26 protein-coding genes are annotated in these 26,034 nt (G+C 70.4%); 15 read left to right on the top strand and 11 right to left on the bottom strand.

Translation table 11 applies throughout. The annotated features are described in order from the left end of the window. Nucleotides 1-47: 47 nt before the first annotated feature. Nucleotides 48-1,814 (top strand): lysine--tRNA ligase, encoded by a 1,767-nt coding sequence (gene lysS / locus RNL97_RS13965; RefSeq protein WP_030593445.1) that lies wholly within the window; start codon nt 48-50, stop codon nt 1,812-1,814. A gap of 112 nt (nt 1,815-1,926) precedes the next feature. Here lysS and RNL97_RS13960 read toward each other — a convergent pair whose 3' ends face one another. The 3 genes from RNL97_RS13960 to RNL97_RS13950 form a co-directional block, all read right to left on the bottom strand. Beyond that, nucleotides 1,927-3,342, bottom strand: a complete 1,416-nt coding sequence (locus tag RNL97_RS13960; protein ID WP_313750749.1) for a DUF2637 domain-containing protein — start codon at nt 3,340-3,342, stop codon at nt 1,927-1,929. A gap of 224 nt (nt 3,343-3,566) precedes the next feature. Continuing rightward, nucleotides 3,567-4,415, bottom strand: coding sequence for a hypothetical protein (locus tag RNL97_RS13955; protein ID WP_030588563.1), 849 nt, complete (start codon nt 4,413-4,415; stop codon nt 3,567-3,569). Between the two features lie 195 nt (nt 4,416-4,610). Next, nucleotides 4,611-5,441, bottom strand: coding sequence for a hypothetical protein (locus RNL97_RS13950; RefSeq protein ID WP_030588565.1), 831 nt, complete (start codon nt 5,439-5,441; stop codon nt 4,611-4,613). Between the two features lie 172 nt (nt 5,442-5,613). Between RNL97_RS13950 and RNL97_RS13945 the strand changes: the two genes are divergently transcribed. Beyond that, a complete protein-coding gene (locus tag RNL97_RS13945) occupies nt 5,614-6,807 on the top strand; it encodes an RtcB family protein (protein WP_243314259.1) in 1,194 nt (397 codons plus the stop codon). A 148-nt stretch (nt 6,808-6,955) separates the two neighbouring features. On the opposite strand, the gene RNL97_RS13940 is transcribed toward RNL97_RS13945, so the two are convergent. From RNL97_RS13940 to RNL97_RS13930, 3 genes are all read right to left on the bottom strand, one after another. Continuing rightward, nucleotides 6,956-7,714, bottom strand: a complete 759-nt coding sequence (locus tag RNL97_RS13940; protein WP_006125430.1) for an SDR family NAD(P)-dependent oxidoreductase — start codon at nt 7,712-7,714, stop codon at nt 6,956-6,958. A gap of 139 nt (nt 7,715-7,853) precedes the next feature. Beyond that, entirely contained in the window at nt 7,854-8,588 is a 735-nt protein-coding gene (locus tag RNL97_RS13935) for a Mut7-C RNAse domain-containing protein (RefSeq protein ID WP_030588573.1), read from the bottom strand. A gap of 167 nt (nt 8,589-8,755) precedes the next feature. Then, complete coding sequence (locus RNL97_RS13930; RefSeq protein WP_030588576.1) at nt 8,756-9,577, bottom strand: AraC family transcriptional regulator; 822 nt, start codon at nt 9,575-9,577, stop codon at nt 8,756-8,758. Nucleotides 9,578-9,684: 107 nt separating this feature from the next. Here RNL97_RS13930 and RNL97_RS13925 point away from each other — a divergent pair, with 107 nt between their 5' ends. Further along, the gene (locus RNL97_RS13925; RefSeq protein ID WP_243314257.1) at nt 9,685-10,269 is read left to right on the top strand and encodes a TIGR03086 family metal-binding protein; all 585 of its coding nucleotides are present in this window, start codon (nt 9,685-9,687) and stop codon (nt 10,267-10,269) included. On the opposite strand, the gene RNL97_RS13920 is transcribed toward RNL97_RS13925, so the two are convergent. Together RNL97_RS13920 and RNL97_RS13915 are read right to left on the bottom strand one after the other, a co-directional pair. Next, the gene (locus RNL97_RS13920) at nt 10,193-10,528 is read right to left on the bottom strand and encodes a hypothetical protein (RefSeq protein ID WP_030588582.1); all 336 of its coding nucleotides are present in this window, start codon (nt 10,526-10,528) and stop codon (nt 10,193-10,195) included. The genes RNL97_RS13925 and RNL97_RS13920 overlap by 77 nt on opposite strands. A 182-nt stretch (nt 10,529-10,710) precedes the next feature. Further along, nucleotides 10,711-11,295 carry a hypothetical protein gene (locus RNL97_RS13915; protein WP_073780093.1) on the bottom strand — a complete coding sequence of 195 codons (585 nt, stop codon included), beginning with the start codon at nt 11,293-11,295 and terminating at the stop codon, nt 10,711-10,713. A gap of 332 nt (nt 11,296-11,627) precedes the next feature. On the opposite strand from RNL97_RS13915, the gene hemL reads away from it, so the two are divergent. From hemL to ccsB, 7 genes are all read left to right on the top strand, one after another. Then, nucleotides 11,628-12,899 carry a glutamate-1-semialdehyde 2,1-aminomutase gene (hemL, locus tag RNL97_RS13910; protein WP_078652132.1) on the top strand — a complete coding sequence of 424 codons (1,272 nt, stop codon included), beginning with the start codon at nt 11,628-11,630 and terminating at the stop codon, nt 12,897-12,899. Continuing rightward, the gene (locus RNL97_RS13905; protein WP_234313471.1) at nt 12,896-13,654 is read left to right on the top strand and encodes a histidine phosphatase family protein; all 759 of its coding nucleotides are present in this window, start codon (nt 12,896-12,898) and stop codon (nt 13,652-13,654) included. Before hemL ends, RNL97_RS13905 begins: the two co-directional genes overlap by 4 nt. Nucleotides 13,655-13,992: 338 nt before the next feature. Beyond that, nucleotides 13,993-15,249 (top strand): polysaccharide deacetylase family protein, encoded by a 1,257-nt coding sequence (locus tag RNL97_RS13900; protein WP_030588599.1) that lies wholly within the window; start codon nt 13,993-13,995, stop codon nt 15,247-15,249. Between the two features lie 67 nt (nt 15,250-15,316). Continuing rightward, nucleotides 15,317-15,919, top strand: coding sequence for a TlpA family protein disulfide reductase (locus tag RNL97_RS13895; protein ID WP_030588602.1), 603 nt, complete (start codon nt 15,317-15,319; stop codon nt 15,917-15,919). A gap of 4 nt (nt 15,920-15,923) precedes the next feature. After that, nucleotides 15,924-16,706, top strand: a complete 783-nt coding sequence (locus tag RNL97_RS13890; RefSeq protein WP_243314255.1) for a cytochrome c biogenesis CcdA family protein — start codon at nt 15,924-15,926, stop codon at nt 16,704-16,706. A gap of 5 nt (nt 16,707-16,711) precedes the next feature. Continuing rightward, nucleotides 16,712-18,499: a cytochrome c biogenesis protein ResB gene (gene resB, locus RNL97_RS13885; RefSeq protein ID WP_313750747.1), complete on the top strand. Its 1,788-nt coding sequence runs from the start codon at nt 16,712-16,714 to the stop codon at nt 18,497-18,499. Beyond that, nucleotides 18,496-19,578, top strand: coding sequence for a c-type cytochrome biogenesis protein CcsB (gene ccsB / locus RNL97_RS13880; protein ID WP_030588610.1), 1,083 nt, complete (start codon nt 18,496-18,498; stop codon nt 19,576-19,578). Before resB ends, ccsB begins: the two co-directional genes overlap by 4 nt. A gap of 79 nt (nt 19,579-19,657) precedes the next feature. Here ccsB and RNL97_RS13875 read toward each other — a convergent pair whose 3' ends face one another. Next, the gene (locus tag RNL97_RS13875) at nt 19,658-20,020 is read right to left on the bottom strand and encodes a PLD nuclease N-terminal domain-containing protein (RefSeq protein ID WP_030588613.1); all 363 of its coding nucleotides are present in this window, start codon (nt 20,018-20,020) and stop codon (nt 19,658-19,660) included. Nucleotides 20,021-20,174: 154 nt separating this feature from the next. On the opposite strand from RNL97_RS13875, the gene RNL97_RS13870 reads away from it, so the two are divergent. Together RNL97_RS13870 and mqnP are read left to right on the top strand one after the other, a co-directional pair. Next, a complete protein-coding gene (locus RNL97_RS13870; RefSeq protein WP_030588616.1) occupies nt 20,175-21,632 on the top strand; it encodes a menaquinone biosynthesis decarboxylase in 1,458 nt (485 codons plus the stop codon). Further along, nucleotides 21,629-22,549 (top strand): menaquinone biosynthesis prenyltransferase MqnP, encoded by a 921-nt coding sequence (gene mqnP, locus RNL97_RS13865; protein WP_030588619.1) that lies wholly within the window; start codon nt 21,629-21,631, stop codon nt 22,547-22,549. Before RNL97_RS13870 ends, mqnP begins: the two co-directional genes overlap by 4 nt. 24 nt (nt 22,550-22,573) lie before the next feature. Here mqnP and RNL97_RS13860 read toward each other — a convergent pair whose 3' ends face one another. Beyond that, the gene (locus RNL97_RS13860; RefSeq protein ID WP_243314254.1) at nt 22,574-23,206 is read right to left on the bottom strand and encodes a rhomboid family intramembrane serine protease; all 633 of its coding nucleotides are present in this window, start codon (nt 23,204-23,206) and stop codon (nt 22,574-22,576) included. A gap of 121 nt (nt 23,207-23,327) precedes the next feature. On the opposite strand from RNL97_RS13860, the gene RNL97_RS13855 reads away from it, so the two are divergent. Continuing rightward, nucleotides 23,328-24,011 carry a UbiX family flavin prenyltransferase gene (locus RNL97_RS13855; protein ID WP_030588625.1) on the top strand — a complete coding sequence of 228 codons (684 nt, stop codon included), beginning with the start codon at nt 23,328-23,330 and terminating at the stop codon, nt 24,009-24,011. 11 nt (nt 24,012-24,022) lie between these two features. Here the strand turns inward: RNL97_RS13855 and RNL97_RS13850 are convergent, their stop codons facing one another. Then, nucleotides 24,023-24,169, bottom strand: coding sequence for a hypothetical protein (locus tag RNL97_RS13850; protein ID WP_010063936.1), 147 nt, complete (start codon nt 24,167-24,169; stop codon nt 24,023-24,025). A gap of 121 nt (nt 24,170-24,290) precedes the next feature. Between RNL97_RS13850 and RNL97_RS13845 the strand changes: the two genes are divergently transcribed. Continuing rightward, nucleotides 24,291-24,746: an Lrp/AsnC family transcriptional regulator gene (locus tag RNL97_RS13845; protein ID WP_030588629.1), complete on the top strand. Its 456-nt coding sequence runs from the start codon at nt 24,291-24,293 to the stop codon at nt 24,744-24,746. A gap of 94 nt (nt 24,747-24,840) precedes the next feature. Beyond that, nucleotides 24,841-26,004, top strand: coding sequence for an aminofutalosine synthase MqnE (gene mqnE, locus RNL97_RS13840; protein WP_313750746.1), 1,164 nt, complete (start codon nt 24,841-24,843; stop codon nt 26,002-26,004). The last annotated feature ends 30 nt before the right edge of the window (nt 26,005-26,034 follow it).

Genomic DNA, 26,034 nt, shown 5'->3' with positions numbered 1-26,034 from the left:
GGAGAATGGTCGGCAACCCACTGGGACCGCCAGAACGAGAGAAGGACGTGCCGACCGTGGCCGAGAGTCAGACCAGCACCGAGACCGACTGGGTCTCCCGCTTCGCGGACGATGTCATCGCCGAATCGGAGCGTCGTGCGCCTGGCAAACCGGTCGTCGTCGCCTCCGGTCTGTCCCCGTCGGGCCCGATCCACCTCGGCAACCTCCGCGAGGTCATGACCCCGCACCTGGTCGCCGACGAGATCCGCCGCCGCGGGTACACCGTGCGCCACCTGATCTCCTGGGACGACTACGACCGCTACCGCAAGGTCCCGAACGGCGTCCCCGGCGTCGACGCGTCCTGGGCCGAGCACATCGGCAAGCCGCTGACCTCGGTGCCCGCCCCGGCCGGCTCGGCGTACGCGAACTGGGCCGAGCACTTCAAGGCCGCCATGACGGCGGCCCTGGACGAGCTGGGCGTCGAGTACGACGGAATCAGCCAGACGGAGCAGTACACCGCCGGGGCCTACCGCGAGCAGATCCTGCACGCGATGAAGCACCGCGCCGACATCGACGCCGTTCTCGACCGCTACCGGACCAAGAAGGACCCGGCGGCGGCTCAGGGCAAGGGCGGCAAGAAGCCGCAGCAGCAGAAGAAGGTCGACGAGGCCGAGCTGGAGGCCGCCGAGGGCTCCGGCGCCGCCGGGGAGGACGACGGCAGCGGCAACAGCGCCGGCTACTTCCCGTACAAGCCCTACTGCGGCAACTGCGAGAAGGACCTCACCGTCGTCACCTCCTACGACGACGACACCACCGAGCTGAACTACACCTGCTCGGCGTGCGGCTTCGCCGAGACGGTCCGCCTCAGCGAGTTCAACCGCGGCAAGCTCGTCTGGAAGGTCGACTGGCCGATGCGCTGGGCGTACGAAGGCGTGATCTTCGAGCCCAGCGGCGTCGACCACTCCTCGCCCGGCTCGTCCTTCGTCGTCGGCGGCCAGATCGTCCGCGAGGTCTTCGACGGCGTGCAGCCCATCGGGCCGATGTACGCCTTCGTCGGCATCTCCGGCATGGCCAAGATGTCCAGCAGCAAGGGCGGGGTCCCCACCCCGGCCGACGCGCTGAAGATCATGGAAGCGCCGCTCCTGCGCTGGCTCTACGCCCGCCGCAAGCCCAACCAGTCGTTCAAGATCGCCTTCGACCAGGAGATCCAGCGGCTGTACGACGAGTGGGACTCGCTGGGCCGCAAGGTCGTCGAGGGCACGGTGCTGCCCGCCGACGCCGCCGCGTACTCCCGGGCCGTCCGCACGGCCGCCGGGGAGCTTCCGAGCACCCCGCGCCCCCTGCCGTACCGGACGCTCGCCTCGGTCGCCGACATCACCGCCGGCGCCGAGGACCAGACGCTGCGCATCCTCAGCGAGCTGGACCCGGAGAACCCGCTGACCTCGCTGGACGAGGCGCGCCCGCGCCTCGACCGGGCCGAGAACTGGATCACCACCCAGGTCCCGGCCGAGGCCCGCACCATCGTCCGGGACGAGCCCGACAAGGAGCTGCTGGGCTCGCTCGACGACCAGGGCCGCGCGTCCCTGCGCCTCCTCCTGGAGGGCCTGGACACGCACTGGTCACTGGACGGCCTCACCACGCTGGTCTACGGCGTGCCGAAGGTGCTGGCCGGGCTGGAGCCGGACGCCGAGCCGACGCCCGAGCTGAAGGCCGCGCAACGGTCCTTCTTCGCGCTGCTCTACCGCCTCCTCGTCAGCCGCGACACGGGCCCGCGCCTGCCCACGCTGCTGCTCGCGGTGGGGGCGGACCGGGTGCGCAGGCTGCTGGGCGCGTAACGGCGTACGACGGCCGACGTACCGGAAGGGCCGCCGCCCGGGAGGGTTTCTCCCGGGCGGCGGCCCTTCCGCCGTGCGGGGGCTTTCCCCGTGTACGGGTGAGGGCGCCGGGTCAGGCGGGCTGCTCGGCGGTAGGCCGCTGCGCGTAGGCCTGCCTGAACTGCGGCATCAGCTGCTGGAGCAGCTCTGTCGAGCGCGGGTGGCGGACGTTGCGCGTGTCGGCGAGGTGGATGTCCAGGACCTCCACGGACGGGTACTGCCCCTGCGCGTCCGTGTACTCACTGAACACCTCGTACGCCTCGCGGGCGAAGTCGGTGTCCTCCATGGGCCACTGCTCCACCTGCGGTGCCTCTTCGGGGTCGGGGACCTCGGACGGCTCGGGGGCCTGCTCCTCCTGGCGGGGGTGCGGGACCGCGCCGATGGTGCCGACGTCACCCAGCGGCCGGGTGCGGCCGGGGCCCGCGGGGATCTGGACCGGGGTCCGCTCCACGCCCTCGACGTACTCCGGGTCGTACGCGCTCTCGTGGACGTTGTCCGGCAGCTTCTGGGCGGCGAACCAGGGGCTGTCGTGGGTGGGCGGGACGGCCGGCTCCTGCTTCTGGAGCGACATGGTCTGCTGCTGCTGGGGGTGGGGCTGGGCCTGCTCGGGCCGGGGCCCGTGCTCCTGGTGCGGGGCCTGGCCGTGCTGCTGATTGTGCTGCTGCCCGTGCTGCCGGCTCGGCTCCTGGTGGGGGCCGTACGGCAGCTCGGCGTGGACCGGCTCGGCCTGGTTCGGCCCGGCGGGGCCCAGCTCGCCCTTCGGGCGGTCGGCCTCGACGGGCGACGGCGGCAGCAGGGCCGGTTCGATGCCGGCGGCGGCGAGGCCGGCCGGGGCGGTCTCGGCGAGCGGCACGCCGTACTTCGCCAGGCGCAGCGGCATCATCGACTCGATCGGCGCCTTGCGCCGCCAGTTGCGGCCGAAGCGGGCCTGGAGGCGGGCCTGGTAGATCAGCCGGTCCTGTTCGAGCTTGATGACCTGCTCGTAACTGCGCAGCTCCCACAGCTTCATCCGCCGCCACAGCTTGAACGTGGGGATCGGCGAGAGCAGCCAGCGGGTGAGGCGGACGCCCTCCATGTGCTTGTCGGCCGTGATGTCCGCGATCCGGCCCACCGCGTGCCGGGCGGCCTCGACGGAGACGACGAACAGCACCGGGATGACCGCGTGCATCGCGGTGCCCAGCGGATCGGGCCAGGAGGCGGCGCCGTTGAACGCGATCGTCGCGGCCGTCAGCAGCCACGCCGTCTGGCGCAGCATCGGGAACGGGATCCGCATCCAGGTCAGCAGGAGGTCCAGGGCGAGCAGGACGCAGATGCCCGCGTCGATGCCGATCGGAAAGACCAGGGAGAACGACCCGAAGCCCTTCTCCTCCGCGAGTTCGCGCACGGCGGCGTAGGAACCCGCGAACCCGATCGCGGCGATGACCACCGCACCCGCGACGACGACCCCGATGAGTATGCGGTGCGTGCGTGTCAGCTGCATCGCGGCCACCAGCGATCCCCTCCCCGACCTCGTACCCGAACCGACTTCCGCACCCGGCTTCGTTGTTCACCTTCGGCGTTCAACCGGACGACCCACGTCCAGCGATGGCACAGCCTGGCACATGTGTACGAGTTTCGTTGCGCGGGGAGAGGGAAAGCCCGGCCTCCGAGGAGGTCCGGGCTTTCCAACGCACGCACTGGACCTGCGGATTGGCGATCCGCGGGGCCGTCAGGTCACGACTTGGGCGTCGCCTTGGACTTGGGGCTGTCCCCGCCCTCGGCGTCACCCTTCGCGTCGGCCCGGTCCTTCTTCGTGTCCTTCTCGGTCTCCCCGGAGCCGCCCTTCGCCGGGGAGGAGTCCTCGGAGCCGGCGAATTCCTCGACCTTGGCGATCGCTTCCTCGGCCGCCTTCTGGGCGCCCTTGACGATGTCCGCGGAGGACGGGGTCTTCGCTCCGGCGTAGCCCGCGCCGTTGTAGGTCAGGGTGACGACGACGTTGCCCGTACGCGCCACGACGGTGGCGTACACGAAGTCCTCGTCCGTCTTGCTGAGGCCGTACGTGACGAGGGTCGCCTGGTCGCCGATCCCGGCCGCGGGCTCTGCGGCGACCTTCTCGGCGCCCTCGGAGGCCTTCGTCTTGGCGACCTGCTTCGCGTAGTCCTCGGTGGCGCGCTCGGCGCCGCTGCCCAGTGACTGGTCCGAGTCGAACCGGGTGAAGCCGACGTCCATCCAGCGGTACTGCGAGCCCTTGACGCCCTGGTCGTCCAGACCGTTCCAGGAGCAGCTGCCGCGGACCGACAGGTCGGAGGAACCGCCCGGCGTGCCGCCCTTCTTCTTGGCCTCGGGCACCAGGTCCTCGATCGTCTTCTTCCCGATCGAGGTGCACGGGTCGGGCAGATCGGTGAACTTCGCCGGTTCGACGGTGGGCTCCGAGGGTTTGGCGCTGGCCGTGCCGGACGACGAGGAGCCCGCGTTCTTCTTGCCGTCGGAGCCGGAGTCCGACGAGCAGCCGACGGCTACGAGCATCACCGGTACGGCGGCGCAGGCGAGGATGCGGGACAGGCGCGGGGCAGATCGGTGCATGGTTCCTTCACTCGGATGGCACGGGGGAGGTCTCGGTGCTGGAGGTCTCGGTTCGTGCGGTGTACGGGCGGGCTCGGTAGCGGGTCGGTACGTCTTCCGGACAGCCACGGTACGACGGGCGGCCGATGTGCCGCGCCGCCGCCGAGAGCCCCCCGAGACCGGAAATCCGGCCGGTGGGGGCCCGTCGGAGGGGGGCTACTCGCTGAGCGCCTCGGCCAGCTTCCGGGCCAGTGCCTGGGCCTTCTCCTGGAGTTCCTTGCCGTCGGGCATCTGGGTGATGAGGGCCGGCTGCTCGGCGTACCGGACGGTCACGACCACGTTCGATGTGCGGAACACCACGCTCACCGTGTGGTGCTGTGCGGTGGAACCTGCCTGTTTGGGCAGATCCTGAAGGAATGCGGCATCTCCGAGGTTGTCCAGGATGCGTGAGGGGAGGGCTTCCTCCGGGTTGCTGCCGCTTCCGGGGGCCCCGTCGGTGCCTTCTCCGCTGCCTTCGGAGGGCGAGGGGTCGGCGGAATCCGTGGCGTCGGCGTCGGCCGGGTCCTTCGCCTTCCCGCTCTCCTCGCCCTTCTCGTCGGCCGCCCCGGGGGTCGCCGACGAGGACAGGCCGGCGGCCTTCTCCTTCTTCGTGTACACGGTGTCGGCGCGGTCGTCGTCGCTGACGGCGGGGTCGTACGAGACGACGCGCTCGAAGTCGACGGAGAGGCTCCGCGTGGCGTTCGGCGCGTCGGCCTTCCAACTGCAGCCGACCTTGCGGTCCGTGTCGTACGTGACGGCCGCCGAGCCCCGGAACACCTTGTCCTGCTGGTCCCCGGGCAGTGCCGCGGCGCCGGGCAGCAGGTCCTTCAGCGTGGAGCGCGGCACGGCCCGGCACGGGGCGGGCAGAGTCAGGTACTTGCCCGGGGGGGCGGGGGTGACCGTCGGGCTGCCCGCCTTGCTGTCGGCGCCGTTCGCGTTGCTGTCGGCGCCGGCGCTGCAGCCGACGACGAGCGCTGCGAGAAGCGCGACGCCGGGTACGTACGCCATGTGTCGCACCGTCCCAGGCTCCCTTCGGTACGGAAAACGAGTTGCCGCGCGAAGGCGGCCGATGGACACAATGTGTATCGCACGCGCTGCTGTGAATGCCGGTCGGCCGACGGGTTTGCCGATCTTGGCACCGGTTTTGCGCTTTCAGTCTTTTCGGGGGAATCGAGGAGTTATGTCGTACGTAGAGGTGCCGGGGGCGAAGGTTCCCATCCGGATGTGGACGGACCCCGCGTCGGTCGAGGACGTCGCGATGCAGCAGCTGCGCAACGTCTCGACGCTGCCGTGGATCAAGGGGCTGGCCGTCATGCCCGACGTCCACTTCGGCAAGGGGGCGACGGTCGGCTCGGTGATCGCGATGCAGGGCGCGGTGTGCCCGGCCGCGGTGGGGGTGGACATCGGCTGCGGGATGTCCGCCGTCAAGACGTCGCTCACCGCGAACGACCTCCCCGGCGACCTGTCACGGCTGCGCTCCAAGATCGAGCAGGCGATCCCGGTCGGCCGGGGGATGCACGGCGAGGCGGTGGATCCGGGGAGGCTCCACGGGTTCCCGACGGCGGGCTGGGACGACTTCTGGGGGCGGTTCGGGGGGATCGCGGATGCGGTCAAGTTCCGTCAGGAGCGCGCCACGAAGCAGATGGGAACGCTCGGATCGGGTAATCACTTTATTGAGTTCTGTCTCGATGAGACCGGTTCTGTCTGGCTGATGCTGCACTCCGGTTCGCGGAACATCGGCAAGGAACTGGCCGACTTCCACATCGGTCAGGCGCAGAAGCTGCCGCACAACCAGGGGCTGGTCGATCGCGACCTGGCGGTGTTCGTCGCGGACACTCCGCAGATGGCCGCCTACCGCAACGACCTCTTCTGGGCGCAGGAGTACGCGAAGTTCAACCGGGCGATCATGATGGGGCTCTTCCAGGACGTGGTCCGCAAGGAGTTCAAGAAGGCCCGGGTGACCTTCGAGCCGGTCATCTCCTGCCACCACAACTACGTGGCGGAGGAGCGGTACGAGGGGATGGACCTGCTGGTCACCCGCAAGGGCGCGATCCGGGCGGGCTCCGGGGACTACGGGATCATCCCGGGGTCCATGGGCACCGGCTCGTACATCGTGAAGGGCCTCGGCAACGAGAAGTCGTTCAACTCGGCGTCGCACGGCGCGGGCCGCCGGATGAGCCGGAACGCGGCGAAGAAGCGCTTCTCGACCAAGGACCTGGAGGAGCAGACGCAGGGGGTGGAGTGCCGTAAGGACTCCGGCGTCGTGGACGAGATCCCGGGTGCGTACAAGCCGATCGAGCAGGTCATCGATCAGCAGCGGGATCTGGTCGAGGTCGTCGCGAAGCTCAAGCAGGTGGTGTGCGTGAAGGGCTGAGGAGTCGAACGCCCCGAGGCCGCCAGGGCCCGGACTGCTCGCGGTCCGGGCCCTGGCTCAGCTTCGCCGGCCGGTCATGAGCCTCACCCGGCCTGAGCGGCGCCGGAGACGCCCGCCGGTGTCGTGCCCGCCCGGGAGTGACGCGGGATCAGAGCGTGCGGTGCACCTTCGTGTTGGAGGCCTGGGCGCGCGGGCGGACCACCAGGAGGTCGATGTTGACGTGGCTGGGCCGGGTGACGGCCCAGCCGATCGTGTCGGCGACGTCCTCGGCGGTCAGCGGGGCGTCGACCCCCGCGTAGACCTTGGCGGCCTTCTCGGTGTCGCCGCGGAAGCGCGTGGTGGCGAACTCCTCGGTCCTGACCATGCCGGGGGCCACCTCGATGACGCGGACGGGGGTGCCGACGATCTCCAGGCGCAGGGTCTCGGCCAGGACGTGTTCGCCGTGCTTGGCCGCCACGTAACCGCCGCCGCCCTCGTACGAGGAGAGCGCCGCGGTCGAGGAGAGGATCACGATCGTGCCGTCGCCGCTCGCGGTGAGGGCGGGCAGCAGGGCCTGGGTGACGTTGAGCGTGCCGATCACGTTCGTCTCGTACATCTGACGCCAGTCGGCGGGGTCGCCGGTCGCCACCGGGTCGGCCCCGAGCGCTCCGCCCGCGTTGTTGACGAGGACGGCGAGGGAGCGGAACGCGGTGGCGAACTCGTCGACCGCCGCACGGTCGGTGACGTCCAGCGCGTACGCCGTCGCCTGGTGGCCCGCCTCCGTGAGCTCGGCTGCCAGCGCCTCGATGCGGTCCTTGCGGCGGGCGGTCAGCACGACCCGGAAGCCCTCGGCGGCCAGGGTACGGGCGGTCGCGGCGCCGATGCCGCTGCTCGCGCCGGTGACGACGGCGATGGGGGTGGCGGCCATGGCGAACTCTCCTCGGACTGCTGATGGGGACTGCTGAGCGGGTACGGGCCAAGGATAGGCAGCGTCGCGGACCGCCCCGCGTGCGCCCGCACCCCCGGGCGCAAGCGGTGTGCGGGCCGGGCGGGTGCGGTGCGCGCGGCTACGCCGGCGTGCCCCCGAACTCGCGGACCGCCTCGGACACGATCGTCTCCAGGTGGCCGTGGTGGGCGCCGCGCCAGTACACCCGGGAGCACTCCGTGCACTGGGCGAACACGTCGTACGCCTCCTGCGTGCCGTGCTCCAGCAGTCCGCTCACGGAGTCCTTGGTGGCCCCGGCCAGGGTCCCGTTGCACGCGGTGCAGCGGGACCACGGATCCAGAGCCGGAGCGAAGCGGCCGAGGACGTCGCGCAGCTGCTCCTTGGGGCGGTCGCTGTAGACGTACGCCCCCGCCCAGATCTCGCGGCGCCGCAGCAGCCCGCGGTCCCGGGAGAGCAGGACGCGCCGCTCGCGCGCGGAGAGGGCGGCCAGGGCGGGGTCGCCGATGTCCTCGCTCTCGTACGCGGCGTCGACGCCCAGGAGCCGCAGCCGGCGGGCCAGCGTGCCCAGATGGACGTCGAGGAGGAAGCGCAGGGGTGCGCCGGGGACCCGCTGCGGGCGTTCCACGGCGCGTACGTCGACGTGTTCGCCGGCTCCCGGCACGTGCGAGCGGGCCACCGGGGCGCCGTTCACCAGCAGCGTTCCGGCCTCGGTGAGCGGGACACCGAGGGACTCGATGACATGGCCCAGGGTCGAGGAGCCGTCCGTGACGAGGGGCGCGGGTCCGCCGCGGCGGTCGTGCGGGACGAAGAGTCGCAGCTCAGGGGCTACTTCGAGGGTGATCTCGGGTCCGTTCACCCGGTCAGGATGCCACCGGGGCGGGACGGCCTGCCAGGGATGGGGCGGGGCGCGCGGGTGTGCGTGAGCGGCCTTCCGGGCGGCCGTGGCCGGCCTGTCGGGTGTCCGATACCGGCCTTTCGGGTGTCCGATACCGGCGGGGGCGCCCCTGACGGTCCTCGCCCGGTTCATTGCGGGGCGAACGCCGTCGGGGGTACGCCCACCGTCGCGGTGAAGTCCCGGGCCAGGTGGGCCTGGTCGCTGTAGCCGAGGTCGGCGGCGAGCCGCGCCCAGTCGACCTCCGGGCCGGATTCGGCGGCCTCCAGCGCCTCGTGGATGCGGTAGCGGAGGATGACCCACTTGGGGCCGACGCCGACGTACGCCGAGAACAGCCGTTGCAGGGAGCGGGCGGAGAGCCCGGTGTCCCGGGCGAGCCCGTCCACCCGGCGGACCGTGCGGTCCGTGCGCACCCGGTCGACGGCGGCCATCGCGAGAGCCGCCCGGGGATCGGGACCCGGCTCCAGCGCCAGCAGGAAGGAGTCCAGCGCCGCGACGCGCGCGTCCTCGTCGTCCGGGCCGAGGACCGCGTCGACGGGCGGCGGCAGCCGCAGCACCTCGGCGGCGTCGGCCCGCCGCCCGGTCCAGGCGGAGACCGGGCGCCCGGGGGCGAACGGGCGGAAGCCGCCCGGCCGGAACTGCACCCCGCAGACCCGGCCGCGCCCGGCCAGTTTCCGGGTGAAGAGCCCGGGGTCGACGCCCGCCACCTCGGCGTACCCGGACCGCTCCCGGGGACTGTCCCCGGCTTCGTACCGCTGGCAGACCAGGTTCACCGACGGGTGCGGGACGACATGGGCGGCGTACGGCTCGGCGAGATCCCAGTCGATCAGCCAGTAGTGCTCCAGGTACGGGCGCAGCGCGGCGGCGGGCTCGCGGCGGCGGAAGCGGACATGCGCGAAGAGGTCCGGGGCGTCGACGATGCCCCGGGTGTCGCGGCGAGGTCCGGCGGCCATGCCCCGATGGTAGGCCGCGGGTTCCCGCGCATGCCTGCCGTGGGGCTGTCGCGTGCCTGTCGTGTTTCTTCAAGACGCGGGCCGGTCGGTCGGCGCAGGGTGGGGGCATGACTCAGACGATCGGTGAACTGCTGGAGACCGCCGCGGGCCGGGCCCTGCCCGTGGTACGGGGGATCGACGACGGGCAACTGGCCGCCCGTACGCCCTGCGCCGAGTACGACGTACGGGCGCTGCTGAACCACCTGTTCCTGGTGGTCGTGAACTTCCAGGCCCTCGCGGCCCGCGAGGACGTGGATTTCGGCCGGGAGCCGGAGTTCGTGACGGGCGACTGGCGGGGCCGGTTCGGCGACGAGACGGCCCGGCTGGTGGAGGCCTGGAGCGTGCCGGGCGTCGAGGAGGGCACGACGGGGCAGATGGGGCTGCCGGCCCGGACGGTGGGGCTCATGGTGCTCGGCGATCTGACCGTGCACGCCTGGGACCTGGCGCGGGCGACGGGCACGGACTTCGTGCCGGAGCCGAGCGTGCTGGACGAGGTGGGCCCGGGGCTGGCGGCGATGGCTCCGCAGGCCCGGGAGATGAAGGTGTTCGGCGAGCCGTTCCCGGTACCGGAGAGCGCTACGGCTTTCGAACGGCTGCTGGCGGTGACGGGGCGCGATCCGGGGTGGACGCCGGGCGGGACGGCCGGGGGCTGAGCCCGGCGGGCGGGTCGGCGGGGCCCGGGGCGGGTGGAGCGGGCGGGACGTCGTAGAGGGGGCCGAGCGCGGCGTGCGCGTCGTTGACGATCTCCTCGGCCAGGAGCAGCATCTCCTGCTCCGCCAGCCGGGCCGCGCGGTGGGTGTACGGGGACGGTGGCGCAGGATGCCTGCGGCGCCACCAGCAGTCGCAGGCGGCGTAGATGCCGCCGCCGAAGACGAGCACGGGGATGGACAGGGCCAGCAGAACGTCGCCCACGGCGGATCTCCTCGATGGTCGGTGTCCTGTCCATCGGCGTGCCGGGCGGGTCGGCTGAAGCCCTGCGGTCGGCCAAATATCCCTAAGGTCTGGCTGGAATTTGACCGGATGTGCGCGCGTGGGCGCGTCTGTTTGAACGGTTCGACCGGCTGTGCGGCCGGGCCGGTCGAGAAGAGCCGGGATCAGGGCCAGACCAGGCAGTACGCCTGATGTCCCGCGTCGTGCAGGCGGTGGGAGAAGTCCTGCCACTCGTGGAGCAGTTGGTAGACGTTGAACGCGTCGCGCGGGCCGCCGCGGTCGGGGACCGTGGACCAGATGAAGGCCGCCGCGCCGACCGACTCCTCGCCGACGCCGCGCAGCGGGTCGACGACGGTCATCGGGAGTTTCACCACGGCGTAGTCGGGGTGGAGGACGACCAGTTCCAGCGGGGGGACCTTGTGCAGGGGTATGCCCTGGATGCCGGTGAGGACCATGGCGGCCACGGTCTCCGGCTTGATCTTGGTGAACATGCCGCCCATGCCCAGCTCGTCACCGCCGAGCTCCTCCGGGCGCATCGAGATGGGCACCCGTGCGGCGGTGGCCCCGTCCGGCGCGCCGAAATACTTGTACGTCACCCCCATCCCGCCCCCGCTCCTGGTCCCGGGGGGCGGCGTGCTCTCCGCGCCCCTGCTCTGGGCGCGCTCGGCCCTGCGCCGGTGCCGCCCTCGTCGGGCAGGCTCGGGCCCCAGGTCGTCGGTCCCTTCGCCCACTCCGCCACCGCGATGCATATCTCATCCACCCGACTACTTCTTAGGAGACACAGCCCCCGCCGCGCAACCCGATCATCGTGTCAGTGACCTCCCCCGCGGGCGTGCGGTGAAACACCTGTCCGCAAAGACCGTCCGTGCCTCTGACACCATGGCATGTGTGAGCTTTCCCTGTGACGCCCCAGTTTCGCAGACGCGAGAGCGCTGACGCTCTTTCGTGATACGAGGGGAGCGCCCTCCCTGCTCACCGGTGGCCGAGATTGTTAGGGATTTCCCGGCCCGGCCCCCCGACCTCCGAATCGCAGATCAGGACCAAAGTGGCGTATTCATACGAAGCCCCAGTTTCGCAGTCGCTGTTCGACCGGGCGTCCGTCGTGACGCCCGGCGGCGTGAACTCTCCCGTGCGTGCCTTCCGGGCCGTGGGCGGTACGCCCCGGTTCATGGTGTCCGGCACCGGTCCGTACCTCACCGATGCCGACGGCCGTGAGTACGTCGACCTCGTCTGCTCGTGGGGGCCGATGATTCTCGGCCACTCTCACCCCGAGGTGATCGCCGCCGTCCAGGAGGCGGTCTCCCGCGGTACCTCCTTCGGTACGCCGGGTGAGGGCGAGGTCGCGCTCGCCGAGGAGATCGTGGCGCGGATCGACCCCGTCGAGCAGGTGCGCCTGGTCTCCTCCGGCACCGAGGCGACCATGTCGGCGATCCGGCTGGCCCGCGGCTTCACGGGCCGGGCCAAGGTCGTGAAGTTCGCCGGCTGCTACCACGGCCACGTGGACGCGCTGCTGGCCGCCGCCGGCTCGGGCGTGGCCACCTTCGGGCTGCCCGACACCCCCGGTGTCACGGGCGCCACGGCCGGGGACACCGTCGTGCTGCCCTACAACGACCTGGACGCGGTCCGCGCCGCCTTCGCCGCGCACCCGGGCGAGATCGCCTGCGTGATCACCGAGGCATCGCCCGGCAACATGGGCGTCGTCCCGCCGGCGGACGGCTTCAACGCCGGGCTCAAGGAGCTGTGCGCGGCCAACGGCGCGCTGTACATCTCCGACGAGGTCATGACGGGCTTCCGTACGTCGAAGGCCGGCTGGTACGGCGTCGACGGCGTCCGCCCCGACCTGATGACCTTCGGCAAGGTGATGGGCGGCGGCTTCCCCGCGGCGGCCTTCGGCGGTCGCGGCGACGTGATGGCGCACCTGGCCCCGGTCGGCCCGGTCTACCAGGCGGGCACCCTCTCCGGGAACCCGGTCGCCACCGCCGCCGGCCTCGCCCAGCTGCGGCTGCTGGACGACGCGGCGTACGCGAAGATCGACGCGGTCTCCGCCGAGCTGCGCTCCCTGGTGGGCGACGCGCTCACCAAGGAGGGCGTCGCCCACACGGTGTCGGCCGCGAGCAACATGTTCTCCGTCTTCTTCACCGACCAGCCGGTGCGCGACTACGACGACGCCAAGAAGCAGGACGTCTTCCGCTTCACCGCGTTCTTCCACTCCATGCTGGCGCAGGGCGTCTACCTGCCGCCCTCGGCGTTCGAGTCCTGGTTCGTCTCCACGGCCCACGACGAGCGGGCGGTCGAGCGCATCGCCGCCGCCCTGCCCGCGGCCGCCCGTGCCGCATCGGAGGCCACCGCATGAGCGCGAAGAACCCGAACAGCGGGAACGCGAAGGACGGGAACGCGAAGGACGAAGGCGTGAACCGCGACGAGCAGTTGACCGTGGTGCACGTGGTCCGCCACGGCGAGGTGCACAACCCGGACGGCGTGCTCTACGGCCGCCGCGCCGGCTACCACCTCTCCGACCTGGGCCGGAAGATGGCCGACCGGGTCGCCGAGCACCTGGAGAAGCGCGACATCACGCATGTCGTCGCCTCCCCGCTGGAGCGCGCCCAGGAGACCGCCGACCCCATCGCCCGGGCGCACGGCCTGGACCTGGCCACCGACGCCCGGCTGATCGAGGCCGCCAACGTCTTCGAGGGCAAGACCTTCGGCGTCGGCGACGGCGCGCTGCGCAAGCCGGACAACTGGAAGCACCTCACCAACCCGTTCAAGCCGTCCTGGGGTGAGCCGTACATCGAGCAGGTCGTCCGGATGATGGGCGCGATCGACACGGCTCGGGACGCGGCGCGCGGGCACGAGGCGGTCTGCGTCGGCCACCAGCTGCCGATCTGGATCCTGCGGTCCTTCGTGGAGCGCCGCCGCCTGTGGCACGACCCGCGCAAGCGGCAGTGCACGCTGGCCTCGCTGACCAGCTTCACCTACCGGGGCGACAAGATCGTCTCGGTCGGCTACTCGGAGCCGGCCCGGGACCTGGTGCCCGTGCATCTGCTGGCCGGGGCCAAGCCGGTGAAGGGGAAGGCCGCGAAGGGCCAGTCGAAGGCGTTCGGGGCGTAGTCCGACACCACGGGACGACGACAGGACGAGACGGACGTACGGGACCGGCTGCCGCGCACCGCGGCGGGCGGTCCCGTCCCTTTTCCCGTCGAGCCGCCGCCCGCTCGATCCGCGTTCCCGATCCGTCGGCCGGTGGCCGAACTGCGGAGGGCCGTCCCCGCGTCCCCCTTGAGGGCGCCAGGGCGCGTGTGCGAGAGCCGTACGGGTGTCTCGTCGCGACCGGAAGGTAAAGCGTAAAGAAAGTCCCCAAATGCACGGAACCGACGTGTTGAGCGCCCCATCTAACCTCTCAGCAGTTTGTATGAGCTTGAGATAAAACGACCGCAGATGGGGACGGTATGCGCGACATCGATCGAAGGGGCCTGCTCGGCGCGGGGCTCGGGGCCGCAGCCGCGATCGGACTCGCCGGCTGTGGCGCCTCGGGCTCCTCCGGTGACGGAGGAGCCGGCCGGGGTGGCACGGGCGATTCCGGCACCGGAGGCAACGGCAGCGGAAACGGTTCGCCGAAGAACAAGGTCCGGCTGATCGGTGACGGCTCGACGGCCGACACCGGCAAGCAGCCTCATCAGCCCGAGGCCCCCGTCCCGCTCGAACCCGGCCAGAAGCCGCCGCAGTTCGTGATCTTTTCCTGGGACGGTGCGGGCGAGGTCGGCAACGGGCTCTTCCCGCGTTTTCTCGAACTCGCCAAAGAACACGACGCGGCGATGACGTTCTTCCTCTCCGGGATCTATCTGCTTCCCGAGTCGAAGAAGTCCCTCTACCGTCCGCCGAACAACCCCCGCGGCGCCTCCGACATCGGCTATCTCACCGATGATCACGTCAAGGACACGCTGAAGTACGTACGCCGGGCGTGGCTGGACGGCCATGAGATCGGCACCCACTTCAACGGGCATTTCTGCGGTGGTTCCGGATCCGTGGAGCGCTGGACCCCGGCCCAATGGCACAGCGAGATCAATCAGGCTGTGTCGTTCGTCACGGAATGGCGGACCAACACCGGCTGGGAGAACGAGGAACCGCTTCCGTTCGACTACCGCAAGGAACTGGTCGGCGGCCGCACCCCCTGTCTGCTCGGCCAGGACAATCTCCTGCCGACCGCGCGCAAGCTGGGCTGGCGCTACGACGCCAGCTCGCCCGGCGGCCGCCAGACCTGGCCCGTGAAGCGCGGCGGCGTCTGGGATCTGCCGCTGCAGGCGATGCCGTTCCCCGGCCACTCCTTCGAGGTGCTCTCGATGGACTACAACATCCTCGCCAACCAGTCGCAGAATTCCACCAAGGGCATGCCCGCCCGTTATCCCGGCTGGCGGCAGCAGGCGACCGACGCCTATCTCGCCGGATTCCGGCGCGCCTACGAGTCGAATCGCGCGCCCTTCTACATCGGCAACCACTTCGAGGAGTGGAACGGCGGCATCTATATGGACGCCGTGGAAGAAGTGATCAAGAAGGTCGCGGACAAGGACGACGTACGTCTCGTCTCGTTCCGGCAGTACGTCGACTGGCTCGACGCCCAGGATCCCGCCGTACTCGCCAAGCTCCGGACGCTGGACGTCGGACAGGCGCCCGCGGGCGGCTGGAACTCCTTCTTTAAACAGGCTTGACAAGGGGCTTTACGGGCACCGAGGGGGGCGCGCAGATCCCCGGAAACTGCCATGCGAAACTTTTCACATGAGCTTTGGCCGCGCGTCCCGACGCCGCTTCACCCTGCTCGCCGCCACTGCCGTGGCCGGTGCCCTCACGCTGTCCGCGTGCGGCGACGGCAACAAGGCCGGGGGCGGCGGCAACACCAACTTCATCACCGGCAGCGGGGGCGTCTCCACCGTCGCGAAGGCGGACCGGGTGGCCGCGCCGAAGCTCGACGGCAACACCCTGGAGGGCAAGCCGCTCGACCTCGCCGACTACCGGGGCAAGGTCGTCGTGCTCAACGTCTGGGGCTCCTGGTGCGGCCCCTGCCGGCTGGAGGCGAAGTACTTCGCGAAGGTCTCCGAGGAGACGAAGGACCAGGGCGTCCAGTTCGTCGGGATAAACACCCGGGACCCCGAGCGGGACAAGGCGATCAACTTCGAGAAGGACTACGGGGTCGAGTACCCCAGCTTCTACGACCCGATCGGCAAGCTCATCCTCCGCTTCCCCAAGGGCACCCTGAACCCGCAGGCCATCCCGTCCACCGTGGTCCTCGACCGGGACGGGAAGATCGCGGCCCGCACGCTCCAGGCGCTGAACGGGGACGAGCTGCGCGAGATGATCGACCCGATCATCGCGGAGAAGTGATCCGGTGATCCCCCTCGCCGCCCACCACGAGACCGCCACGCTCGCCGCGACCAACAGCACCGTCCTGTCCGGGGCGCTGCTGGTCGCCCTGCCCCTCGCCCTGCTGGCCGGTCTCATCTCCTTCTTCTCCCCCTGTGTCCTGCCGTTGGTCCCCGGCTATCTGAGTTACGTCACCGGAATCAGCGGCACCGACCTGGCCGACGCGCGCCGGGGCCGGGTGGTGGCCGGCGCCTCGCTGTTCGTCCTCGGCTTCACGGTGGTGTTCGCCTCCACCGGCGCGCTCTTCGGCTACTTCGGCCAAGAGCTCCAGATGCACGCCGAGGTGCTCAACAAGGTTCTCGGCGTGCTGATGATCCTCATGGGAGTCTTCTTCATGGGGCTCCTGCCGGGCGTGACGCAGCGGGAGTTCCGCTTCCACAAGCGGCCGGTGACCGGTCTGGCCGGAGCGCCGCTGCTCGGCGCCCTGTTCGGGATCGGCTGGACCCCGTGCATCGGCCCGACGCTCTCCTCCGTGCTGGCGCTCTCGACCCAGAGCGCCACCGCCGGACGTGGCGCGATACTGACCGTCGCGTACTGTCTCGGACTCGGTGTCCCGTTCGTCCTGGCCGCGGTCGCCTTCCGCAAGGCGCTCGGCGCGTTCGGCTGGGTCAAGCGTCACTACGCATGGGTGATGCGGATCGGCGGCGGCATGATGATCGTGACCGGAATCCTGCTGCTGACCGGCGTGTGGGCCACGCTCATGCAGCAGATGCAGAGCTGGTCCAGCGGCTTCGTTGTAGGGATCTGAGTCCAATGAGCAAGGCGAACAGCACAGGGACGCGCCGGCGCGAGGAGGAGCACGAGCACGGCTCCGCCCACGGCGCGGCGGGGGAGCAGCTCTCCACCGCGCCCCGCGAGGAGCGTCCCGACACCGGGGCGGGTGTGCCCGCGATGAGCGTGATCGGCTGGGTGCGCTGGTTCTGGCGTCAGCTGACCTCGATGCGGGTGGCGCTGATCCTGCTCTTCCTGCTCTCCCTCGGGGCGATCCCGGGATCGCTGATCCCGCAGACCAGCGTCGACGACATGAAGGTGCAGGCGTTCAAGGAGCGGCACACCACCCTCACCCCGGTCTACGAGGCGCTCCAGCTCTTCGACGTCTACAGCTCGGTGTGGTTCTCCGCGATCTACATCCTGCTGTTCGTCTCGCTCATCGGCTGCATCGTGCCACGCACCGGCCAGTTCGTCGGCCAGCTGCGCAGCCGCCCGCCGGGCGCGCCGAAGCGGCTGACCCGGCTGCCCGCGTACACCACGTGGCGCACAAAGGCCGAGCCCGAGGAGGTCCGCGCCCAGGCCCTCGCGGTCCTGCGGGGGCGCCGCTTCCGCGGCCACGAGGTGGGCGACGCGGTCGCCGCCGAGAAGGGCTACCTCCGCGAGGCCGGGAACCTGGTCTTCCACATCGCCCTGATCGTGATGCTGATCGCCTTCGCCTCCGGGCAGCTCTTCAAGTCCGAGGGCGGCAAGCTGGTCGTCGAGGGCGACGGCTTCTCCAACACGCTCACCCAGTACGACGACTTCACGTCGGGCTCGCTCTACGACTCCGACTCGCTGGCCCCGTTCAGCTTCGTCCTCGACGACTTCGTCGGTACGTACGAGAAGAGCGGCCCGCAGCGCGGCACCCCGCGGACCTTCGAGGCCCGCGTGACGTACACCGAGGGGGCCGAGGGCGCGGAGCGCAAGGGCGTCATCAAGGTCAACGAACCGCTCGTCGTGGACGGCACCAAGGTCTATCTGATCGCCCACGGCTACGCGCCCGTCGTCACCGTCCGGGACGGCAGGGGCAAGGTCGTCTCGAAGTCCGCCGTGCCGCTCCTGCCGATCGACAACAACATCACCTCGTCCGGCGCGATCAAGGTGATGGACGGCTACAAGGACAAGAAGGGCATCAAGACCCAGCTGGGCTTCAAGGCGTTCTTCGTGCCGACCTTCGCCGGCCACGGCAAGGGCCAGATGTTCTCGCAGTTCCCGGCGCTGGACTTCCCCGTGCTGGCGCTCAGCGCCTACCAGGGTTCGCTCGGTGTCGACTCCGGACTCGCGCAGAACGTCTACCAGCTCGACACGTCCAAGATGAAGGAGTTCAAGGACAAGGACGGCGAGCTGCTCAAGAAGATGCTGATGCCCGGCGAGAAGCTCGACCTGCCCGACGGAGCCGGTTCCATCACCTTCGACGGCGTCGAGGAGTGGGCCAGCTTCCAGATCTCGCAGCAGCCGGGCACCGGCTGGGCGCTCGGCGGAGCGGTCGCGGCCATCGCCGGACTCGCCGCGTCGCTGTTCATCCAGCGCCGCCGGGTCTGGGTGCGGGCGGTCCGGGGAGCCGACGGCGTCACGGTCGTGGAGATGGCGGGCCTCGGCCGCAGCGAGTCGGCGAAGCTCCCCGAGGAACTGGGCGACCTGGCGGCCGCTCTCGTCACGACGGCGCCCGTCGCGCCTGAGGAACCCACGGTGTCCACGTCCACGGAGGTGGACGGACCCGATGACACCAACGAGGCCGGGAGCCGGCCCGTACATCCTGCCGAAGCACCTGCCGAAGGGGCTGAGAAGTGAATCTCGCCGCCGCAACCAACGAAAGCCTGGCCGAAGCCAGCAACGTGCTGATCTATTCGTCCATGGCCGTCTACACCCTGGCGTTCTTCGCGCACATCGCGGAGTGGGTCTTCGGCAGCCGCAGCAAGGTGGGCCGGACGGCCGCCGCGCTGTCCGCCTCCTCGGCCGGAGCCTCCGCCGCCGCCCCCGCGGTGAAGGCGCAGGCCGGTGGCACGGCCGTGCTGGAGCGGCCCGAGGTCGTCACCCGCTCCGCCGCCGGTACGCGTGACGTGCCCGACGGCCCGGGGGCGGCGGGCGGCACGTTCAAGGGCGACCTGTACGGCCGGATCGCGGTCTCGCTGACCGTGGTGGCCTTCCTCGTCGAGGCGGGCGGGGTGATCACCCGTGCCCTGTCCGTGCAGCGGGCTCCCTGGGCCAACATGTACGAGTTCTCCATCACCTTCTCCACGGTGGCGGTCGGGTCCTACCTGGTGCTGCTCGCGCTGAGGAAGAACGTCCGCTGGATCGGTCTCCCGCTGGTCACCACCGTCCTGCTGGACCTCGGCATCGCGGTCACCACGCTCTACACCGACAGCGACCAGCTGGTGCCCGCCCTGCACTCGTACTGGCTGTGGATCCACGTCTCGACCGCGATCCTCTGCGGCGCCGTGTTCTACCTCGGCGCGGTCGGCACGATCCTCTACCTCTTCCGCGACAGCTACGAGAACAAGCTCGCCTCCGGCGGCACGCCCGGGAAGTTCGCGTCCTCGGTCATGGAGCGGCTGCCCTCGGCCGCCTCCCTGGACAAGTTCTCGTACCGGATCAACGCGGCCGTCTTCCCGCTGTGGACGTTCACGATCATCGCCGGGGCGATCTGGGCGGGCGACGCCTGGGGCCGGTACTGGGGCTGGGACCCCAAGGAGGTCTGGTCCTTCATCACCTGGGTCGCCTACGCCGCCTATCTGCACGCCCGCGCCACCGCCGGCTGGAAGGGCCGCAAGGCCGCCTACCTGGCGCTCGTCGCCTTCGCCTGCTGGCTGTTCAACTACTACGGCGTGAACATCTTCGTCTCCGGCCTGCACTCCTACGCGGGGGTCTGAGCAGGCCGCACCGGACACGCGACGGCTCCCCGGACGGATTCCTCGTCCGGGGAGCCGTCGCGTGTCCGGTGGTGCGCCGTCAGGACGTGGGCGGGGTCTTGTCGTCGGGGCTCGTGCCGCCGTCGCGACGGCCCGGCTCCTCCTCGGCCTCGGCCTCCGCCTCGGGCTTCCGGTCGTCCTTGAGGGACTTCAGGAAGTCCGGGTTGTCGTCCGGCGCCACCCACTGCTGCCGCCGGTTCCGCTGCCACGGGGAGGGCCCGGCGCCTGCGGCCCTGTGGCGGCGGTTCTTGCCGGCGGCGAGCCAGACGACCGGGCCGACGATCCAGAACAGCAGGATGATGAAGACCCAGGCGATCTTCGGCAGATGCTTGGTGTCCTCCTCCGTGGTGTTCAGGCAGTCGATGAACGCGTAGATCGTCAGAGCCAGCGGGACGATGAACATCAGGGCTCTCATGGTGCGTCCCCCAGGAAGTGGCGGCGGGCGGGACGATTGCCCCGTATCGCGGCCAGGGTACCGGCTCGTCATGAAGGATCCCGGGCGCGGGACGGGGGAGCCCCGGCGGGCCCGCGGGGGCGGGGATGACAAACTGGACCGCATGGCTTACGACGATCTTCGCTCCCTGCTCCGGGCTCTTGAGCGCGATGGTGATCTCAAGCGCGTCAAGGTCGAGGTCGACCCCCACCTGGAGGTCGGCGAGATCGTCGACCGGGTCAACAAGGCGGGCGGTCCGGCCCTGCTGTTCGAGAACGTCAAGGGGTCCTCGATGCCCCTGGCCATGAACGTCTTCGGCACCGACCGGCGCCTGCTCAAGGCCCTCGGGCTGACGTCGTACAGCGACATCAGCGACAAGATCGGCGGGCTCCTCAAGCCGGAGCTGCCGCAGGGCTTCGTCGGCGTACGGGAAGCCTTCGGGAAGCTCGGCTCGATGGTGCACGTGCCGCCGAAGAAGGTGAAGTCCGGTGACGCGCCCGTCCAGGAAGTGGTGCTGACCGGCGACGACGTCGACCTGGACAAGCTGCCCGCGCTGTTCACCTGGCCCGAGGACGGCGGCTCGTTCTTCAACCTCGGCCTCACCCACACCAAGCACCCCGAGAACGGTGTCCGGAACCTGGGCCTCTACCGGCTCCAGCGCCACGACAAGCGCACCATCGGGATGCACTGGCAGATCCACAAGGACAGCGCCAACCACTACCAGGTCGCCGCCCGGCGCGGGGAGCGGCTGCCCGTCGCCATCGCCTTCGGCTGCCCGCCCGCCGTCACGTACGCCTCCACCGCGCCGCTGCCCGGGGACATCGACGAGTACCTCTTCGCCGGGTTCATCCAGGGCAAGCGGATCGAGATGGTCGACTGCAAGACCGTGCCGCTCCAGGTCCCCGCGCAGGCGGAGGTCGTCATCGAGGGCTGGCTGGAGCCGGGCGAGATGCTGCCCGAGGGCCCGTTCGGGGACCACACCGGCTTCTACACCCCGCAGGAACCGTTCCCCGCACTGACCATCGACTGCGTCACCATGCGCAAGCGGCCGCTGCTCCAGTCCATCGTGGTGGGCCGCCCGCCGACCGAGGACGGGCCGCTGGGCCGGGCCACGGAGCGGTTCTTCCTGCCGCTGCTGAAGATCATCGTGCCGGACATCGTGGACTACCACCTCCCCGAGGCGGGCGGCTTCCACAACTGCGCGATCGTCTCGATCGACAAGAAGTACCCGAAGCACGCCCAGAAGGTGATGAGCGCGATCTGGGGCGCGCACATGATGTCGCTGACCAAGCTGATCGTGGTGGTCGACTCCGACTGCGACGTCCACGATCTGCACGAGGTGGCCTGGCGGGCGCTCGGCAACACCGACTACGCCCGCGACCTCACGGTCGCCGAAGGTCCGGTCGACCACCTCGACCACGCCTCCTACCAGCAGTTCTGGGGCGGCAAGGCGGGTATCGACGCCACGAAGAAGCTGCCCACCGAGGGCTACACCCGGGACGGCGGCTGGCCGGAGATGGTCGTCTCCGACCCGGAGACGGCGGCGAAGGTCGACCGCCGCTGGAAGGAATACGGGCTGTGAGCAGTGCGGCAGAAGCGGCGTCCGTCCAGGGCCCCGCCCCCTCCAGCAGCAAGGTGAAGGCCTTCCTGCGGCTCGTGATGATCGAGCACTCGGTCTTCGCGCTGCCCTTCGCCTACATCGCCGCGCTGACCGCGATGTTCCAGCTGGACGGCACGATCCACTGGGGTGTCCTGCTGCTGGTCACGCTGGCGATGGTGGGGCTGCGGACGTTCGCGATGGCCGCCAACCGGATCATCGACCGGGAGATCGACGCCCGGAACCCGCGCACCGCGGGCCGGGAGCTGGTGATCGGCGCGGTGTCGGTGAAGTCGGCGTGGACCGGCGCCGTCGTCGCGCTGGCCGTCTTCCTGGGCGCCGCCGCCCTGCTCAACCCGCTCTGCCTGGTGCTCGCGCCGGTGGCCGTCGTGCCGATGGTCGTCTACCCGTACGGCAAGCGGTTCACGAACTTCCCGCACGCCATCCTGGGGCTCGCGCAGGCCATCGGGCCGGTCGGCGCGTGGCTCGCGGTGACCGGCAGCTGGTCGTGGGACGCGGTGATCCTCGGGCTCGCGGTGGGGATCTGGATCGGCGGCTTCGACCTGATCTTCGCCTGCCAGGACGTGGCTGCCGACCGAGCCCACGGGGTGCTCTCCTTCCCGGCGCGCTTCGGGATCCCGGCCGCGCTGTGGGGCGCGCGGGTGTGCCACGCGATCACGACCGGGCTGCTGGTGTGGTTCGGTCTGGCGACGGACGCCGAGGTCTTCTACTGGATCGGTATGGCGATCGTCGCCGTGGCGTTCGTCTACGAGCACCGGGTCGTGCGGCCGCACGACCTGTCCCGGCTGAACCGGGCGTTCTTCTCGGTGAACGGCTTCATCGGCATCGCGCTGTTCGCCTGCGCCCTGCTGGACCTGCTGGTGCGGGGCCTGACCCCGTAGCCCGCCGCGGAGCCGTCGGGCGCCTCAGACCGTGACCAGACTGTCCGGTCCTCGGCGCGCGGACGGGCGACGGAAGAGGAATGCCGCCGCCACACCGCCGATCAGCCCGAACAGATGCCCCTGCCAGCTGACGCCCGACTGGGTCGGCAGGACGCCCCACAGCAGCGAGCCGTAGGCCACGGCGACGCCGACGCCGATGAGGATGTCCCAGGGGCGGCGGTCCACGAAGCCGCGGACCAGCAGATAGCCCAGCAGCCCGAAGACCACGCCGGACGCGCCGAGCGTGATCGTGTTCCCCGGCGCGGTCAGCCACACGCCGAGGCCGCTGGCCACGATGATCGTCAGGACGACGGCGGCGAACCGGCGGAGCCCCGCGAGGGCGGCTATGAAGCCGAGGACCAGCAGCGGGACGCTGTTGGAGGCCACATGTTCCCAGCCGCTGTGCAGGAACGCGGCGGGCACCACGTCCCGCAGCTCGGACATCTCACGCGGGCTGATGCCGTATGTGTCGAGGGCGTGGCCCGTGGCCCCGTCGATCCCTTCGAGGACCCACAGCAGGGCCACCCAGCCCGTCATCAGGAGCCCGGCGGTCAGGGCCCGCGCGCTGCCGGTGGTGCCGTGGTCCGTGGTGCGGTCGGTGGTCCAGTAGTCGCCCATGGTCTGCCCCTGCCCCCGGGTTGCCCGTCACCCGGAGAACGTCTGTGGCCCCCGCCCGGTTCCGGGTGCTGTGCGCGGAGGCGCGCCGGATAGGCTCGCGGGTGTGGAATCCAGGACTTCAGTGACTCAGCAGCAGCGGCGGCCTTGGATTGTCGGGGTGTCCGGTGCTTCGGGTACCCCGTTCGCGGCCGCCGTTCTGCGCGGACTCCTGGCGGCCGGCGAGAGCGTGGACCTGGTGGTGAGCCGGGCCTCGCGCCTCACGCTGCTGGACGAGACCGGCATCGCGTTCCGGGACGGGCACTGGCGCGAGGACCTGCGGGCCTGGCTGGATCGTGGCGCCGACGGCAGGCCTGACGCCTTCGCGGTGGGGGACGCGGAGCTGGAGCGCGTACGCCACTGGCCGGCCGGTGATCTGGCCGCCGGGCCGTCCTCCGGGTCGTACCCGGCGAAGGGGATGCTCATCGTGCCGGCCTCGACGGCCTGTGTGGCCGGCGTGGCGCTCGGTCTGTCGAAGGATCTGCTCCAGCGGGTCGCGAGCGTGACGCTCAAGGAGCGCCGTCCGCTCGTCGTCGCGGTGCGCGAGACCCCGCTGAGCGGCCAGACGCTGAAGCAGATGGTGGCCCTGGACGAGGCGGGCGCGATCGTGCTGCCCGCCTCTCCGGCGTTCTACGCGGGGGCGACGCACATCCAGGACCTGGTGGATTTCGTCGCGGGGCGGGTGCTGGACGCGGCAGCCGTGCCGCACCGGCTGTACCGCCGCTGGGAGGGAGAGCTCGGTGGCGGCTCCCGCAGTCCGGAGGACTGAGAGGGTCCGGGTCAGCGCTTCTTCGGCGAGCGCGGGGAGCGGGTCTTGTCGACGCGGTGCGCGGCCGCGGGCTGGTGGGCACGCGAGCGGTTGGCCAGGTCCTGCAGCTCGCGCATCCGGGCGTAGGCCATCTCGATCGTGTACACGGTGAAGTTCACTCCTGAAGATTCGAAAGCGTTTCTTGGAAGTTCTAGAAGATTTGCAGGGCGTCGGCCCTACATGCCTTAGATTCTACACGTAGACTCGCGGTACTGCTGAACAATGGAAGGTTTCAGTCATATGGACGCGGTGGACAGGCAGCTCATCCAGGCCCTCAGGGAGAACGGCAGGGCCTCGTACGCCGAGCTGGGACGGCTCGTGGGGCTCTCCGGGCCCAGCGTCACCGACCGCATCAACCGGCTGGAAACCGCCGGTGTCATCACCGGCTACCGCGCCACCGTCGACTCCGCGTCGCTCGGCCTCGGCGTCACCGCGCTGATCGGGATCTCGCTCTCGGACGCGGCCGACCACGAGGACGTGGCGCGCCGCCTGAAGGACCTGGCGGAGATCGAGGACTGCTGGTTCATCGCGGGCGACGACTCGTACATGCTCAAGGTCCGCGTCGGCGATGTGGACGGCCTGGAGAAGACGATCCGCCGCCTCAGCGGTACGAAGGGCGTCTCGCGGACGCGTACGACGATCGTGCTCTCCACCAAGTGGGAGAACCGGGTCGGGGAACTTCCCGAGGAGCCGTAGGCGCGGAGCGCCGCAAGGGGGCCCCTCCCGCCCGAAAGGTGGGGGAGTACGGTTGGTCGGAGCCTGATACACGGAGAATTTGGGAGGCGGACGGGTGGACGCGGGACTCAAGCGCGAGCTGGAGGAGAAGGTCCGGGCCGGCGAGCGGCTGACCCGCGAGGACGGGATCGCCCTCTACGCGTCCGACGACCTGGCGTGGCTGGGCGGCCTCGCGCACGAGGTGCGCACGCGCAAGAACGGTGACGTGGTGCACTTCAACGTCAACCGGCACCTCAACATGACGAACGTGTGCACCGCCTCGTGCGCGTACTGCTCGTTCCAGCGCAAGCCGGGCGAGAAGGACGCGTACACGATGCGCATCGAGGAGGCCGTCCGCCTCGCCAAAGCGATGGAGAACGAGAACCTCACCGAGCTCCACATCGTCAACGGGCTCCACCCGACCCTCCCGTGGCGCTACTACCCGCGCTCGCTCAGCGCGCTGAAGGAAGCCCTGCCGAACGTCGCGCTGAAGGCGTTCACGGCGACGGAGATCCACCACTTCGAGACGATCTCCGGGCTCTCGGCCTCCGAGATCCTCGACGAGCTGATCGAGGCCGGCCTCGAATCGCTGACCGGCGGCGGCGCGGAGATCTTCGACTGGGAGGTCCGCCAGCACATCGTCGACCACCGCACCCACTGGGAGGACTGGTCGCGCATCCACCGCCTGGCGCACGAGAAGGGGCTCAAGACCCCCGCGACGATGCTGTACGGGCACATCGAGGAGCACCGTCACCGCGTCGACCACGTGCTGCGGCTGCGGGAGATGCAGGACGAGACCGGCGGCTTCCAGGTTTTCATCCCGCTGCGCTACCAGCACGACTTCGTGGACATGAAGGACGGCAAGATCCGCAACAAGCTCCAGGCGCGCACGACGATGGCGACCGGCGCGGAGGCCCTGAAGACCTTCGCGGTCTCCCGTCTCCTCTTCGACAACGTGCCGCACGTGAAGGTGTTCTGGGTGATGCACGGCGTGCAGACCGCCCAGCTCGCGCTGCAGCACGGCGCGGACGACATGGACGGCTCGGTCGTGGAGTACAAGATCACACACGACGCGGACGACTTCGGTACGCCGAACAAGCTCGGCCGTGACGACCTGCTGGACCTGATCCGCGACGCCGGTTTCCGGCCGGTCGAGCGGAACACCCGGTACGAGATCCTGCGCGAGTACCCGGGCGCGGACGCCGATCTGCGCGAGTCGCCGCAGCCGATGCGCGTCTGACGCGTACGTCCGACCCCTGGTTCGAAGAAT

Origin of the sequence: Streptomyces parvus, from assembly GCF_032121415.1 — a bacterium.
Taxonomy (GTDB): Bacteria; Actinomycetota; Actinomycetes; order Streptomycetales; family Streptomycetaceae; genus Streptomyces; species Streptomyces globisporus_A.
This window is presented reverse-complemented; position numbering and strand designations above follow the sequence as displayed.